Source organism: Seohaeicola sp. (genome assembly GCF_048006315.1).
Taxonomy (GTDB): Bacteria; Pseudomonadota; Alphaproteobacteria; order Rhodobacterales; family Rhodobacteraceae; genus Seohaeicola.
This window is the reverse complement of the sequence record NZ_CP180350.1, coordinates 4,051,373-4,066,044: the sequence shown is the minus strand read 5'-3', so window position 1 is coordinate 4,066,044 and position 14,672 is coordinate 4,051,373. Positions and strand designations below refer to the sequence as shown.

Sequence of the window (14,672 nt, the reverse complement as noted above, 5' to 3'; positions counted from 1 at the left end):
GTTCAGCCCTCCCGCCGCAGCCGGGGATCGGCCCAGGCATAGGCCAGATCCACGACGGCATTGATCACGATCACCGCGGCCGCCACGGCAATGACGCCGAACTGCAGCACCGGATAGTCGCGCCGGATGGCCGAACTGACCAGCAATTCACCGATGCCCGGCCATGCGAAGATGCTTTCGACCACCACCGATCCGGCAGCGGCAAGTCCGGCCACCTGCAATCCGATCACCGACAGCACGGTGATACCCGCATTGCCAAGACCATGACGCAGGATCACCACCGGTTCGGGCAGCCCCTTGGCGCGGGCCGTACGCATGAAATCCTGCCCCAGAACGTCCAGCATCGCGTTGCGCGTGAACCGGGTCAGCGCGGATATCAGCACGCCCGACAGCACGATCGTGGGCATGATGAAATGCGCAGGCGTCGCATTGCCCACGACGGGCAACCAGTTGAGCCAGTAGGAAAAGGTCAGGATCAACAGGATCGCCAGCACGAAATTCGGCACGGCATAGCCCAGGAACACGACCGACATGATCGCGGACCCGATCCAGTGCTTGCGCCAGACTGCGGCGGCCACGCCCAGCGGGATCGCAAGCGCCAGCGTCACGACCATCGCCGAGACCAGCAATTGCAGCGACGGCCAGAGACGCTCGACCACGATGTCGGCAACCGGACGGCGCTCCAGGAAGGACAGGCCGAACTGACCGTCCAGAAACGCGCCAAGGAAGGCGCCGTATTGGGTCAGCACCGGCGCATCCAGCTTGTAGTAGCGGATCAGCAAGGCGCGGTCTTCCTGCGTCAGGCCGTCACCCGCCACGAAATCCACCGGGTTGCCCGTGATCCGCGTGGCAAAGAACACCAGGGTCACGATCACGAAAAAGGTGATACCCATCCGCGCCAGCGTCCTGAGAACATGCTTCAACATGCTTGAACCTCCTGTTCGGGCAGGTCTGCATGTTGCGCGCCGGGCCGGTGCATCAGGACAAACGGAACACCGGCCGCCTTTGCGGCGGCACCGTCCGTGTCCGGCGTATCCCCGATGAACACCGCAAGACCGGGGGACGCCCTGGCCCGCATCAGCGCGCGTTCGGCCAGATCGGGTGCGGGCTTGCCAAGGCAACGGGTGCGCACCGATGGCACGGCAGCCGCCAGCGCGGCCCAGATCGCCCCGGTTTCCGGCACGGGTGTTCCGTCAGGCCCCGGGTGGGTCGGATCGGGATTGGTCAGCCAGACCTCAAGCCCCCGGTGGGCCAAGGCGATCAATGCCGTCAGGCTGTCGAAATCAAACGAAGGATCGCGCGCCAGCACGACCAGATCGGGCTGCAACTGATCCGGGACAAGCCCCAGTGACACGGCCAGCCTGTGCAGGGGCAAGGATGCGAACAGGGCAACGCGGGCACCAGGGCGTTCGCGGGCAAGGGTCTGCAAGGTCTCTTCGCCCGCCAGCAGGCACCGTTCCGCCGTGATCGGAAGCCCCATCCCCGACAAACGTGCCGCCAGACCCTGCGCCGTGTCGGTCGAGTTGTTGGAGACGATCCAAAGCCGTGATCCGCAGCTTGCAAACAATTCGGGAACGAAGGGCAAGACCCGGCTGCCCGAGATGAGACAGCCATCGAGATCGGCAAGAATTGCCGACCGTGACGGGCCATCGCCTTTCAGAAACGCGTCAAGGCCAATCGGCTGATGCATGCCAAACCCTTCCTGTGCGTGCCGCGGCACGTCCCGCGCCGACAGGCGCGGATCAATCGATGTGATGTTCTGTGCGGCGTGCTTGCCGTCGAAGACCTGTTTCGCGCCGCCGTGTAACCAGTCTGTTACGCCTGAAAGCTAAACCTTGATTCCATGAAGGCAGAGCTTGCAGACACCCGAAGACTCCTGTCGCGTTCCCGGTTGCGCGCGATCTCGGCCGTTGCCGAGGAAGGCACATTTGCAGCCGCGGCGCGGCGATTGGGGCTATCGCACGCCGCGATCTCGCAACAGATTCGCGAGATGGAAGCCGCATACGGCCTGCGGCTTTTCGAACGCCAGCACGGTGCCATGCGACCCACCCCGATCTGCCTTGAACTGACCGAAATCGGCCAGCGCATACAGGACGCGGAAAGTGACGCGGTCCGCATCCTGGACCGGCGCGACGAAACGGGGATGCAGCGGCTGCGATTGGGACTTGGCAATGCGATGCCCGGCATTGCAATTGCGGGACAGATGCTGTCGCAGCACAAGGCGATCTCGATCTCGGTGGAAAGCGGATCGCACCAGGACATCCTTGCCGCGATCCTCAGGCGCGAGGTTGACGTGGCCGTCCTGCCGGATATTCCCGCCGACCGCCGGTTTCTTCGCCTTCCGGTCCTGTCGCAGGACGTGGTGGCCATCGTTGGTGCGCAATCACGCTATGCAAGCCGTCGCGAAATCACATTGCAGGATCTTGCGGATGAGCCCTTGATCTTCAGGTCGAGGGGATCATCGACCCAGAAGGTCGTCGACCGCGCCTTTCGCGCCGCCGGCCTGTCGCCAGTGCCGCAACTGACGGCGGATACACGCGATGCCGTCCATGAGGCCGTGACCCTCGGAATCGGGATCGGCTTCATGTGGCGCCACGGCACAATGCGCACCGATACGGTGATCAGGCTGGACATCCCGGCCATGGGGGCAGCCGTCGAAGAAGTGGTCTTTGCCCTCAAGGAAGAGCGAAATCCCTTGGTGGACCTGTTCTTCAAGGCCGCGGAAAACTACCGCTCGAGCCCTGCGCTGATGACGCCGTAAACACGCAACACGAAGGGCCTGTCAGCCCGGTTCATCCTGCAAGGCCGGTGGACCCCTGTCGCCTGCGCTGGTCCCTGCGTATCCTTTCGCTGATCCTGTCGCGGCGCGCCGACACGTGCAAACCGGGCACGGGCGCGAAAGGGTGGTCGCCGCGCGAAGGTCGAAAGCCGGGCCGCCACTGCGGTTTCACCCGCAATGGCGGCCCTTTCCGTTCAATCGCTGATCGAGCCTTCTTCGTCGCGGCGGGCGTGCATGCCGGCCTTGACCCGCGCCCCGAAGAAGAGCGGCAGGATGAAGCCGACAATGGCAATACCCCAGAGTGTCAGCGCGAGAGGGCTGTCAACCAGCGTCCACCAGTTGCCGTTGTCGATGGTGACGGCACGGCGCAGGTTGTTTTCCATGGAATTGCCCAGAAGCGTTCCAAGGATGATCGGCACCAACGGCACATCGAACTTGCGCAGCACCCATCCCATCACACCAAAGCCGATCATCACCAGCAGATCGAAGCTTGACCCCGAGATGCCGTAGATGCCCACGAAACTGACCATGGCCACGATGGGCATCAGGACGCGCGAGGGGATCAGCAAAAGGCGGGTGAAAAGGCCCACCATGGGAATGTTCAGCGCAAGCAGCATGAAATTCGCGATGAACAGCGCCGCGATCAGGCCCCAGACAACATCCGGGTTCTGCGTGAACAGCAGCGGCCCCGGCGTGATGTTGAGCGCAAGCAGAACCGCCAGCAAGACCGCCGTGGTCCCCGAACCGGGCACGCCAAGCGCCAGCATCGGCACCAGCGCCCCACCCGCAGCCGCGTTGTTGCCTGCCTCGGGGGCGGCCACTCCGCGCGGATCGCCGGTGCCGAAGGTGCCTTCCTTGTCCACAAGGCGCTTTTCCATCGTGTAGGAAATGAACGATCCCAGCGATGCCCCTGCCCCCGGCAGAACCCCCGCGATGAAGCCCAGAACCGAGGTGCGCAGCATGGTCGGCGTGCAGGCTTTCAGCATCGACATCGGCGGCGTCAACCGGCCGATCTCCATTTTCTTGCCGGCGGCATCCGACCCGCCGTGACGGTGCTCAAGGAAGATGAAGACCTCGGACAGGGCGAAAAGACCGACGATCGCCACCAGGAAATCAAGCCCGTCGTAAAGATGCACCTCGCCGAAGGTAAAGCGCGGCACACCCGTCTGGGTATCGACGCCGATGGTGGCAAGCCCGAGGCCGAGTGCCGCCGCAAAGGCCGCCTTGGCCTGGTTGGTCGAGGACACGCCGCCCAGGGTCATGAAGGCCAAGGCAAACAGGGCGAAATACTCTGCCGGCCCGAACAGAAGCGCGATCTTGACAAGTTGCGGTGCCAGAAGCGCAAGGCCCCATGTGGCGAAGAATGCGCCCACGAAAGATGCGATGCCCGACAGCGCCAGGGCCTCGCCTGCCATGCCCTTCCGGGCCATCGGGTGCCCGTCGAGACAGGTCATCATGGCCGGTTCGTCGCCGGGGATGTTCAGCAGGATCGACGATATCCGCCCGCCATACATCGCGCCGTAATAGACCGAGGTCAGAAGGATCAGCGCCGGTGTCGGGCCAAGACCCATGGTGAAGGCCAGCGGGATCAGGATGGCCACGCCGTTCGACGGGCCAAGCCCCGGCAGCGCGCCCATGACGGTCCCAAGAAAGCAGCCAAGCAGCGCAAGCGCCAGGTTCTGCCATGTCAGCGCGACGGCAAAACCGTCGCCAAGGGATGCAAAAAGGTCCATCTCCGTCTCCTCAGAAGCCCAGGGGGCCACGGGCCAGCGACAGGCCCAGAACCAGGTGGAAGATCGTGTAGATCCCGACCGAGGTACCGATGCCCACGGCCGCCGCTTCCAGCAGCGAGGACCCAAGCCGCCATGCCAGATAGGCTGCGGCAAAGGCGGTCGCGATGACAAAGCCGATGACGGGCAAAAGCTCGGCGTAGAGGATCATCACCACGGCGGCGGCGGCGATTTCGACCAGACGGCCAAGCGCGGGCCATGCGGGTTCCGGATCAGGGCGCAGCGCGATGGCGGCGCCGGACAGGCCCAGGACGGTTGCGATAATCAGCGGAAAGGCCTTGGGGCCGACGGCATCCGAAAGAAAGCTTTCCTCGATCGCAAAGGCGGCGAAGACATAGCCTATGGCGAGGAGAATGCCGAAGACCCCGAAGATGCGATCGCTCATGGCGGTCTCCTGTTCGGGTGTAAGTCCGGGACGGACGGTGTCACGATCCGGGCGCAGCACAAATTGGCAGCGCCCGGGCACGGTGTGGCCGTGGATTACTTGATGATGCCGATCTCGCGCGAGATGGCTTCGATCTGCGCGACCGACTCGGTCACGAACTGCTGGAACGCAGCGCCCTGCAGATCCAGCGGGGCCATGCCGTTGGTGGCCATGACCTCTTTCCATTCAGGCGATGCGTAGAGCGCGCCGATCTTTTCGACCCAGGCGTTGTAGGCATCGTCCGACATGCCGCCGGGCGCATAGAAACCGCGCCAGTTGGCGCCGATGGCGTCGACGCCCTGTTCACGGGCGGTCGGCATCGAGGCGAACTCGCCCTCCAGACGCTCGGGCGACAGCACCGCGATGACGCGGATGTCGCCGCTGTCGACAAACCCCTTGGCTTCGGACACGTCACCCGTGAAAGCCTGAACCGAACCGGCCAGAAGCTGGGTCACCGCCTCGCCACCGCCGTCAAAGGCGATATACTTGACCGTGCGCACATCCTCGATTCCATAGGCATTCGCGGCGATCAGAACCTTCAGATGGTCCCAGCCCCCCACGGCAGAGCCGCCCGCGATGGAGATCGATTTGGGGTCGGACTTGATCTGGTCCAGCAACTGCGGCAGCGTCTGGATTTCGCTGGCGGCCGCCACGGCGATCACGCCGTAATCCGCACCGACCGAAGCAAGCCAGCGCACCTGATCCATGGTGTTGCCCGGATAGGCGCCCTGCGCCAGCCGGGTCGCGGTGGCGGTCGACGCGGCAACGATCAGGTCGTTGCTGTCGTTGCGCTTGTTCACCACCTCGGCAAAGGCGACGCCACCGCCGCCGCCGGCAAGGTTCGAGACCTGCATCGTCTTGGCGATCAGGCCCAGGTCCTGCATTGATTTGCCGACCTGGCGGCAGGTGAAATCCCATCCGCCGCCGGGGTTGGCCGGGGCGATGCATTCGGGGTTTTCCTGCGCCAGACCGGCGGTCGCGGCCAGCGACAGGAAAGCGGCGGCGATCAGGCCGCGCGTTGCGTAAAGGGTCATGGTTTCCTCCTCGGGTCGGCCGGGCGCGCTCCCACACGCCGGCAAAGTTCCCCGCCGGCCGGCTTCTTGCTCTTTCCTGCGGGTTGCGGCTGTGTAACAAATGTTGCTGTCATGAACCTGTCATCGGCAACGGCGGATTCGGACCGGCTCAAGAAGGAGGAACGCGTGCGGATCCTGATGGTCGAGGACGCCGAGGATCTGGCCGAGGGCGTGGTCGCGCATCTCGCCCGTTCCGGAGTGACCTGCGATCTTGCCCTGACCATCGAGGATGCGCGCGACTGCCGCGCGGTGCAACGCTACGACGCGGTGATCCTTGACATCAACCTGCCCGACGGATCCGGCCTGTCGCTGCTGCGCGAAATGCGCGCGGCGGCGGACCGTACGCCGATCCTGATGCTGACGGCGCTGGCATCCATCGAGGACCGTGTCGAGGCGCTGGACCAGGGGGCGGACGACTATCTGCGCAAACCCTTCGACCAGCGCGAACTTGAGGCAAGGCTGCGCGCGCTGGTGCGCCGTGAAGCGGCCCGGAAGGACGAAACGATCAGCCTCGGCTCGCTGAACTACGTGCTGAAGGACCGCAGCGCCGTGCTGGGCACACGGCCACTGGATCTGACCCGCCGCGAGGCCGCGCTGCTTGACGCGCTGGTCCGTCACAAGGGGCAATACCTGTCCAAGGAACGGCTTTATGACTCGCTCTACGGCTTCGAGGATGCCGATGTGGGCGTGAACGCGATCGAGCTTTATATCGCACGCCTGCGCAAGAAATTCATCGGCAGCGATGTGGCAATCACCACGCGGCGCGGGGTCGGCTACCGGATCGATCTTGATGGCTGAACCGCGCGCCCTTGCGACACGCGTGCTGGTCGCCGTGCTGAGCATCCTTTTGCTGGGGGGTGTTCTGGTGGCCGCATCGACATGGTGGAACGGTCAACAGGCGGCGCGCCAATCCTATGACCGCATCCTTCTGGGCGCCGCCAACGACATCGCGGAATCGATCCGCATCCAGGGCGGTGCGCCGGTCGTGGTTCTGCCGGTTTCGGCCTTCGAGTTGCTGGCACAGGCGCCGGACGACCGCGTCTACTATGCCGTGCACGGGCCGGGCGGCGTGCTGATCACGGGTCTCGATCCGCAATTCTGGATCGAACCGCCAAGGCCGGGCCGCGCGGGTTTCTTCGATGCCGCCCTGGATGGAGAGCCGGCGCGCTTCGTGACCGTGACCCGCCGCTTCGTCGAACGCGAATTTTCCGGCTCGGTCGAGGTTGTCGTGGGCCAGACCCTGCGCGCCCGCGCCGCAATGACCCGAGAGCTGAGCATCGACGCCTTGCTGCCGATGGCCCTTGCGGGCGGCGCGCTGCTGCTGATCGCCTGGGCCGTGGTGCGCACCGCGATGCGCCCGCTTGAAGCGATCACCGAAGATCTGGCGCGCCGGGACCCCTATGACCTGACCGCGGTCCCGACCGAGGGGCTGCCGCGCGAGATGCAGGTGATGCTGGGGGCGATGAACCGCTTCATGGGGCGGCTTGATGGGCAGGTTGACGCCATGCGCACCCTGATCTCGGACACCGCGCACCAGTTGCGCACACCCGTCGCCGCGATCCGCATCCAGGCCGAAAGCGCGATGTCCGAAGACGAACCGGCACTGCGCAGCCGTGCGCTGGACCGTCTGCTGTCGCGCACCCGGTCCCTTGGCACCCTTCTCGAACAGCTTCTGAGCCGCGCGCTGGTGGTGCATCGCGGCGACAGCGCGCCGCGTGTTCTGGTCGATCTGCGCGATGTCGCGCTGGAGATCATGGAACATGATGATCATGCGCTCATCTCGCCCGGCACCCCGCTGAAGCTGGCGATCGGTGACAGGCCGGTGATGGTCCGCGCCGATGCGTTTTCCCTCGGCGAGGCCGGGCGCAACCTTCTCAGCAATGCACTGGCCCACGGCGCGCCCCCGGTGACCATCGGTGCCGAAAGACGCGGGACTGACGCGATCCTTTGGGTGCGTGACAACGGGCCCGGCCCCAGGGATGCCGTGCTGGCGCGGCTGGGTGAGCGGTTCAACCGCAGCGCGGATTCGCGCGAGTCCGGCGCGGGGATCGGCCTGTCGATCGTCAAATCCGTCGCTACCGCGTTCGGCGGGCGGATGGAGACCGCGCAGGACGCCGAAGGTTTCCGCATCGCACTGGTCCTGCCCGCCGAAAGGGATGCGCCATGATCCGGTTTGCGCGGCTCTTGGCCTTTCTGGCCTTCATCGCCGGCCCCCTTGCCGCGCAGGAGGATACGGCGCGTTTCGGCACGGGTCAGACGGAATTCCTGATACGGTCGACCACCGACATCGCGATCATCCGCCCGGTGATCGCGCGGTTCGCCGAACTGCGGCCCGACCTTGCGATCACCTATGAACAATGGGGATCAAACGCGCTTTTCGCCCGCAGCCGCGCTGACTGCCGCGATGGAACCGACCCGGCCGATGCCGTCTTTTCCTCTGCCGTGCATCAGATGGTCTGGCTGGTGAACGCGGCCTGCGCACAGGCCTATCGCTCGGCCGCAACGCAGGCGCTGCCCCCTTCCCGACGCTGGCGGGATGAATTGTGGGGGATCAGCACCGAACCCGCCGTGATCGCCTATAACAAGACGCTTCTGTCCGGCGCCGAGGTCCCGCGCGACCGTTTCGCCCTGCTGGATGCCATCCGCGAAAGGCCCGCCTTCTTCCGCAACCGGATCGCGACCTATGACATCGCGGAATCGGGTCTTGGCTATCTCTTCGCCTATAGCGACAGCCTTGAGGCCACGACCTTCGGCGCCTTGCTGGAGGGTTTCTCGCGCGTCGATGCCGTGGCGACCTGCTGTTCGGCCGAAATCATTGCAGGCGTTGCCGAGGGGCGCTATGTCCTGGCCTATAACGTGCTTGGCTCCTACGTGCTCAATTCCGATGCAGCACAGGTCGGGATGATCCTGCCGGAGGACTATACCCTCATACTCTCGCGCGCCTACATGATCCCGCGCGCGGCAAGGCAGGCGGCAACCGCCGCGCGGTTCCTCGATTTTCTGCTCACCAGCGAAGTGCAGGCCCTGCTGGCCCAATCCGGTCTCGTGGCAAAGATCGACGCCACCGAGACAGGGCTTTCGGCCAGCGCGCAGCGCTTCATCCCGCTGTCGCCAAGCCTGCTTGTGGCACGCGATGCAAACCGTCGCGACCAGCTGCTGCAATTCTGGTCCGATACGTTCCAAAGCGGCTACCTGCCGTGATCACCGCGCGGTGGGACCATGGGCAAGCCGGGACATAAATCGGACTATCCCGCCCCACACAGAACAAAAAAGAAAACATACGGCCCTGATCCCGCCGAAACAGAACAACGTTCCAAATGACGCGATGGCCGCAAACGCATCCCACGCCGTGCCGCCGATCCAGGGAAAAGCCGTTTTGCAGATAACCACCGAACGCCGGCGGCGACACTTGAAGATTTCCGCAGGCATGTCACCTGATGCCCTGAACTGATGAAAGGGACCGTCATGAACCGTCTTGCCGCATATCTGATTGCCGCCGCGCTTGCCGCACCATTGCCCGCCTTTGCACAGGCCAACAGCTTCGGCCCCTTGCTCAGCCCGCAGGAATTTGCCGCGGTGCAGACTGCGGCCGATCCGCTGGTTCTGGATATCCGCGCGCCTGCCAAGGACGGCAAGAGCGCCTATGCCGAGGGCCACATTCCCGGCGCCGTGAACGCGCCTTACGGCCTGTTCCGTGGACCGTCGGAAAACCCCGGCGCCCTTGTCCCCGAGGACAAGCTGCAAGAGGTGCTGCGCGGGTTGGGCGTATCCCTCGACCGTCCGGTTCTGATCGTGCATCAGGGCAGCGACATCACCGATTTCGGGGCCGCGGCGCGGGTCTACTGGACCCTGAAATCAAGCGGTGTCAGCCAGTTGGCTATCCTCAATGGCGGCGTCAAGGGCTGGACCGAGGCGGGATTGCCGCTTGAGAAAGGCACCGTGACACCCACGCCCAGCCAGTTCCAGATCGCCTTTTCCGACAAGTGGCTGGCCACCCGTGACGAGGTTCTTGCCATCGTCAACGGCGAGCAGACCGCAAAGCTGATCGATTCCCGGCCTGAAAGCTTCTGGAATGGGGATGACGCGCATCCGGCGGCCGCGAAACCCGGCACCCTGCCGCAATCCGAGTATTTCACGCATTCGAACTGGTTCGCCGACAAGCCGGTGATCGCAGACGCGGACAGGGTCCGCGCGCTGGCGGCTGAAAACAACCTCGACACCGGCGAGCCGATCATCAGCTTCTGCAATACCGGGCATTGGGCCGCCACCAACTGGTTCGCCATGAGCGAGCTTGCAGGTCTCGAGGACGTGAAACTCTATCCCGAGTCGATGGTCGGCTGGTCGAATGCCGGATACGAGATGGCCAATGTGCCCGGTCCGGTGCGCCGCGTCTGGAACCAGATCAAGAGCGTCTTCTGAGCGACATGAGTGACATCAGCGTCCCCGCACCTCGCCTGCCAAGCGGTTTGACACGCGCCACCCTGATCGGGGTGGCGCTTCTGGCAGTCCTGTCGCTGTCCGCAGCGGCAGGCTTGCGCTACGGGCTGCTTCTGGCCATCGGCCTCGGCTTCGGCCTCGTCCTCGAGGGGCTGCGCTTCGGTTTTGCCGGGCCATGGCGCGCGATGATCCTGCGGCGCGACCCCGCCGGGCTGATCGCACAGCTCGTCTCCATCGGCCTTGTGGCGATCATCGCGATCCCGCTGATCGCCGCGAATGGCACGGAACTGATCGGGGCCCATGCACCGGTCGGATGGGCGATGATCGGCGGGGCCTTCGTGTTTGGCGCCTGCATGCAGATCGTTCTGGGCTGCGGTTCGGGCACATTGGTCAACGCCGGCAGCGGCAATGTGGTCAGCGCCCTTGCGCTGCCATTCTTTGCAATCGGATCCTTTGCGGGTGCCTATCACCTGTTGTGGTGGACCAATCTGGGCACCGCTCCGATCGTCGCCTTCAGCGGCACCCTGGGGCTTGTGATCACCCTTGTGGCCCTTGCCGCCGTCGCGGGCCTGGTGCTGTTTCTTGCCGCGCCGGGAACGCGGCGCCTGCCGCGGCGCCTGTGGCTTGCCGCCGTGCTGCTGGCGGCACTGGCGCTGGCCAACCTGGTGGTGGCAGGCCAGCCCTGGGGCGTCGTCTACGGCCTTGGTCTCTGGGCCGCCAAGGGGGTGACAGCCTTCGGGGTGGACCTGTCCGGCTCTGGCTTCTGGGCGCTGCCGACCAACCAGACAAGGCTTGCCGAAAGCGTGCTGACCGATGTCACATCCCTGACGAATATCGGCATCATAGGCGGGGCCTTCATTGTCGCCGTCTGGCGATCCGGCCTATCCGCGCGCCTTCCCGGCCTTCCGGCCCGCGCATGGATTGGCACGATCATCGCAGGGTTCCTGCTGGGCTACGCCTCGCGACTGGCCTTCGGCTGCAATGTGGGGGCGTTCTTCTCAGGCATCTCCACAGGCAGCCTGCATGGCTGGGTATGGTTTGCTGCGGCCTTTGCAGGGTCATTTCAAGGCATCCGCATCCGGCGCGCCCTGGGTCTGGACGGCTGAGCCATGTTGACACGCAAATTCACGGCCATGCTGACACTCATCATCCTGACGGCCCTGTTGTGGCTGGATCTGGTCAACAGCAAGCCGCTTGATCCGTTCCGCGCGCCAGCGGTGCTGGCGCTGGGATCCGGTCAGGCCGGGGCCGGAGCACATTGCGCGGCTTTGCCGACGGCCGATTGACCGACCGAACCCCTTGGCAAGGGCGCGCCCTGCAACAGGTCTGGCGCGCCCTTGCAGCAATCAGACCTGCAGCGGCGTATCCGACCGGGTCCAGGCAAGCGGGCGAAACACCTCATCCACTGGTGTCTGCGCGACATGGTTGATGTAGTTCGACATCGTTTTCTGCGCCAGGCCAAGCACCACATCCAGAACGGCACGGTGGCCATAGCCCGCATCGAAGAAGGCCTGCATCTGCGCCTCTGACACATTGCCGCGTGCGCGCACCATCTGCACGGTGAAGGTGCGCAGCGCCTCGAGCCTGGGGGATGGCAGCGGCGTCTCGTTGCGCAGGGCCGCGGTCAGGTCGTCAGAGACCTTCATCATCTTCGCGATGCCCGTATGCGCCGGCACGCAGTAGTGGCAGCCATGCTCGACATTGATGGATTGCCAGACAACGGTCAGCTCGTCGGCATCGAACGCCGTCTGGGTGAAAAGCTTGTGCAGCAACTGGTAGCCTTCATAGGCCTGCGGGCTTTCGGCCAGAACCTTGTGAAGCCCCGGAAGGCGGCCAAAGGCCTTTTGCGACGCCTCCAGAAGCGGTTTCGAGGCATCCGGCGCCGTATCCAGATCATGCGAGGGGAAGTTCATCATTCTGCGTGGCTTTCTTGAAGTTGGAACATGTGACGTTTTACCCTTTATTGAGTGATCACTCAAATATATAATTGAGCGATCATTCAAGATTTGGTGATCCCATGCCGCGCAAGCCGACCTATGACCGCAATGAAACGATCGCACGCGCGCGTGACCTTTTCTGGCAGCAAGGCTGGGCCGGCACCTCGCTCAAGGATCTGGAAGCAGTGCTGCAGATGAAACCCGGCAGTTTCTACGCGGCCTTCGGATCCAAGGACGCGCTGTACAGGCTCGCGCTTGAAAAATACGCCAGCGACGGCCTTGATCGCCTCGACCAGCTGGCAAGGACACTCGGCCCTCTCGAATCCCTGCAGCGTTTCCCGCGAATTGTGATCGGCAACGACAATGCCCCCGCCAAGGCCTGCATGCTGTCCAAGACCCTTCTGGAACTGCAGGCGCAGAAACATCCGCTGGCGCATGACGCGCATTTGCACCTGCTGAAGATGGAAAGCCGATTTGCCGAACTCTTCGCCCAGGCACAACAATGCGGCGAAATCAGCGGCGATCATGATCCGGCCGCCCTTGCCCGCCGCTATCAGTCCGATCTTCTGGGGCTGCGCGTGTCGGCCGAACGCGATGGAATCGACGCCGCGGCCATCGCGGCAGAAATCGCGGAAGGCCTGACGCGGTTGTAATGGTCGCGTCACAGGGTCTGTCGCATATGGTGCCGAAGCGCTGGAACAACGCGATCCCCTGCATGCTGCCTTGCGACGCCTTCCCCACCTTGGCCCGTTATGCAACAGACAGGGCCCGCAACCAGCCCAGCAACAAGCCGAAGGCAGACTGATGCAGGACCGTGCATATCCTACCCTTTCCGAGGCCACCCGCATCTGGGCCCGTATCGGCCTGCTGAGTTTCGGCGGCCCCGCCGGACAGATCGCGCTCATGCACCGCATTCTGGTCGAGGAACAGCGCTGGCTGGGTGAAAAGCGGTTCCTGCACGCGCTCAACTATTGCATGCTTCTGCCGGGGCCCGAGGCGATGCAGCTTGCCGTCTATATCGGCTGGCTGATGCACCGCACGGTTGGCGGGATCATCGCGGGCGTTCTGTTCGTGCTGCCCGGGGTCGTGGCGATCATGGCGCTCAGCTGGATCTACGCGCTTTACGGCAATGTCGGAGCGGTCGAGGCGCTGTTTTTCGGCCTCAAGGCGGCGGTGCTGGCCATCGTCGTCCAGGCGGTCATCCGCATCGGGTCACGCGCGCTGAAGAATGGCGCGATGATTGCCATTGCGGCCGCCTCGTTCCTTGCGATCTTCGGGTTCGCCCTACCGTTTCCGCTGATCATCCTCGTGGCGGGTCTTGTCGGGTTCTGCGGGGCCCGGGCCGATCTGCCGGCGTTCCGGGACCGCGGCGGCCATGGCACGCCAGGCAAGGTCCAGGTCGATGATGCCGATAGCCTGCTGGGCGCGGAAACACCTGACCACACGCAGGTCAACCGCGGCGGGGCGATGCGCATCTCGCTGGTGTTTCTGGTGCTCTGGCTCGCACCTGTCGCGCTGCTGTTCGCCCTGCTCGGCCCTGCCCATGTCTTTTCCCAGATCGCGGGCTTCTTCAGCGTGATGGCCGTCGTGACCTTTGGCGGCGCCTATGCGGTGCTGGCCTATGTGGCACAGGAAGCGGTGCAGAACTACGGCTGGCTGGCCCCCGGCGAGATGCTGGACGGTCTGGGCATGGCCGAGACCACGCCGGGCCCGCTGATCATGGTGACGCAGTTCGTGGGCTTCATGGGGGCATTCCGCGACGCGACGGGCCTGCCGCCGCTGATGGCGGCGACGCTGGGTGGGCTGCTCACGACATGGGTGACCTTCACGCCCTGTTTTCTCTGGATCTTCCTTGGTGCCCCCTACATCGAACGGTTGCGCGACAACAAGGTCCTGACGGCGGCGCTGACCGCCATCACCGCCGCCGTGGTCGGCGTGATCCTGAACCTTGCCACCTGGTTCGGCCTGCATGTGGTCTTCGACGAGGTAAGGACGATCACCTCCTTCGGTCTCGATCTTCATGTGCCGGTCTGGTCCACGCTGAACCTTGGCGCCGGGGCGCTGGTGGCGGCAGCCCTTGTCGCGGTGTTCCGCTTCGGATTTGGCGCGGCCACGGTCTTGGCCTGCTGCGCTTTGGCGGCCATGGCGATGTCGGTCACGGGATTGACGTGATGCGCCGCCACGTATCGAGGCATGTTGTAGTTCATCAACGATGGCGCGATGATGCGCCAT

General features: G+C 64.5%; 15 protein-coding genes. 9 read left to right on the top strand and 6 right to left on the bottom strand.

The window, feature by feature from the left end; translation table 11 throughout:
• Window positions 1–2 precede the first annotated feature (2 nt).
• On the bottom strand, window positions 3–926 hold the full coding sequence (locus tag ACMUJL_RS20115; protein ID WP_375571410.1) for an ABC transporter permease: 924 nt from the start codon (window positions 924–926) through the stop codon (window positions 3–5).
• On the bottom strand, window positions 920–1,690 hold the full coding sequence (locus ACMUJL_RS20110; RefSeq protein ID WP_375571412.1) for an HAD-IIA family hydrolase: 771 nt from the start codon (window positions 1,688–1,690) through the stop codon (window positions 920–922). Before ACMUJL_RS20110 ends, ACMUJL_RS20115 begins: the two co-directional genes overlap by 7 nt.
• A 153-nt stretch (window positions 1,691–1,843) precedes the next feature.
• On the opposite strand from ACMUJL_RS20110, the gene ACMUJL_RS20105 reads away from it, so the two are divergent.
• Entirely contained in the window at window positions 1,844–2,761 is a 918-nt protein-coding gene (locus ACMUJL_RS20105) for a LysR family transcriptional regulator (protein ID WP_375571414.1), read from the top strand.
• 212 nt (window positions 2,762–2,973) lie between these two features.
• On the opposite strand, the gene ACMUJL_RS20100 is transcribed toward ACMUJL_RS20105, so the two are convergent.
• The 3 genes from ACMUJL_RS20100 to ACMUJL_RS20090 all read right to left on the bottom strand — a co-directional run bounded on the left by ACMUJL_RS20100 (window position 2,974) and on the right by ACMUJL_RS20090 (window position 6,027).
• Complete coding sequence (locus tag ACMUJL_RS20100; protein WP_375571416.1) at window positions 2,974–4,512, bottom strand: tripartite tricarboxylate transporter permease; 1,539 nt, start codon at window positions 4,510–4,512, stop codon at window positions 2,974–2,976.
• Window positions 4,513–4,522: 10 nt separating this feature from the next.
• The gene (locus ACMUJL_RS20095; RefSeq protein ID WP_375571418.1) at window positions 4,523–4,954 is read right to left on the bottom strand and encodes a tripartite tricarboxylate transporter TctB family protein; all 432 of its coding nucleotides are present in this window, start codon (window positions 4,952–4,954) and stop codon (window positions 4,523–4,525) included.
• A 95-nt stretch (window positions 4,955–5,049) separates the two neighbouring features.
• Entirely contained in the window at window positions 5,050–6,027 is a 978-nt protein-coding gene (locus tag ACMUJL_RS20090) for a Bug family tripartite tricarboxylate transporter substrate binding protein (protein ID WP_375571420.1), read from the bottom strand.
• A gap of 165 nt (window positions 6,028–6,192) precedes the next feature.
• On the opposite strand from ACMUJL_RS20090, the gene ACMUJL_RS20085 reads away from it, so the two are divergent.
• The 6 genes from ACMUJL_RS20085 to ACMUJL_RS20060 all read left to right on the top strand — a co-directional run bounded on the left by ACMUJL_RS20085 (window position 6,193) and on the right by ACMUJL_RS20060 (window position 11,789).
• Window positions 6,193–6,864, top strand: a complete 672-nt coding sequence (locus tag ACMUJL_RS20085; protein WP_068290232.1) for a response regulator transcription factor — start codon at window positions 6,193–6,195, stop codon at window positions 6,862–6,864.
• Complete coding sequence (locus tag ACMUJL_RS20080; RefSeq protein ID WP_375571422.1) at window positions 6,857–8,233, top strand: sensor histidine kinase; 1,377 nt, start codon at window positions 6,857–6,859, stop codon at window positions 8,231–8,233. Before ACMUJL_RS20085 ends, ACMUJL_RS20080 begins: the two co-directional genes overlap by 8 nt.
• Window positions 8,230–9,267, top strand: coding sequence for an ABC transporter substrate-binding protein (locus ACMUJL_RS20075; protein WP_068290114.1), 1,038 nt, complete (start codon window positions 8,230–8,232; stop codon window positions 9,265–9,267). Before ACMUJL_RS20080 ends, ACMUJL_RS20075 begins: the two co-directional genes overlap by 4 nt.
• Before the next feature lie 264 nt (window positions 9,268–9,531).
• Window positions 9,532–10,485 carry a sulfurtransferase gene (locus tag ACMUJL_RS20070; protein WP_416914423.1) on the top strand — a complete coding sequence of 318 codons (954 nt, stop codon included), beginning with the start codon at window positions 9,532–9,534 and terminating at the stop codon, window positions 10,483–10,485.
• On the top strand, window positions 10,482–11,609 hold the full coding sequence (locus tag ACMUJL_RS20065; protein ID WP_375573818.1) for a YeeE/YedE family protein: 1,128 nt from the start codon (window positions 10,482–10,484) through the stop codon (window positions 11,607–11,609). The genes ACMUJL_RS20070 and ACMUJL_RS20065 overlap by 4 nt, the downstream gene beginning before the upstream one ends.
• A gap of 27 nt (window positions 11,610–11,636) precedes the next feature.
• On the top strand, window positions 11,637–11,789 hold the full coding sequence (locus ACMUJL_RS20060; protein WP_375571426.1) for a hypothetical protein: 153 nt from the start codon (window positions 11,637–11,639) through the stop codon (window positions 11,787–11,789).
• A gap of 60 nt (window positions 11,790–11,849) precedes the next feature.
• Here the strand turns inward: ACMUJL_RS20060 and ACMUJL_RS20055 are convergent, their stop codons facing one another.
• Window positions 11,850–12,416: a carboxymuconolactone decarboxylase family protein gene (locus ACMUJL_RS20055; protein ID WP_375571428.1), complete on the bottom strand. Its 567-nt coding sequence runs from the start codon at window positions 12,414–12,416 to the stop codon at window positions 11,850–11,852.
• A gap of 104 nt (window positions 12,417–12,520) precedes the next feature.
• Here ACMUJL_RS20055 and ACMUJL_RS20050 point away from each other — a divergent pair, with 104 nt between their 5' ends.
• Together ACMUJL_RS20050 and chrA are read left to right on the top strand one after the other, a co-directional pair.
• On the top strand, window positions 12,521–13,093 hold the full coding sequence (locus tag ACMUJL_RS20050) for a TetR/AcrR family transcriptional regulator (protein ID WP_375571430.1): 573 nt from the start codon (window positions 12,521–12,523) through the stop codon (window positions 13,091–13,093).
• 151 nt (window positions 13,094–13,244) lie between these two features.
• On the top strand, window positions 13,245–14,612 hold the full coding sequence (gene chrA, locus ACMUJL_RS20045) for a chromate efflux transporter (RefSeq protein WP_375571432.1): 1,368 nt from the start codon (window positions 13,245–13,247) through the stop codon (window positions 14,610–14,612).
• Window positions 14,613–14,672 lie beyond the last annotated feature (60 nt).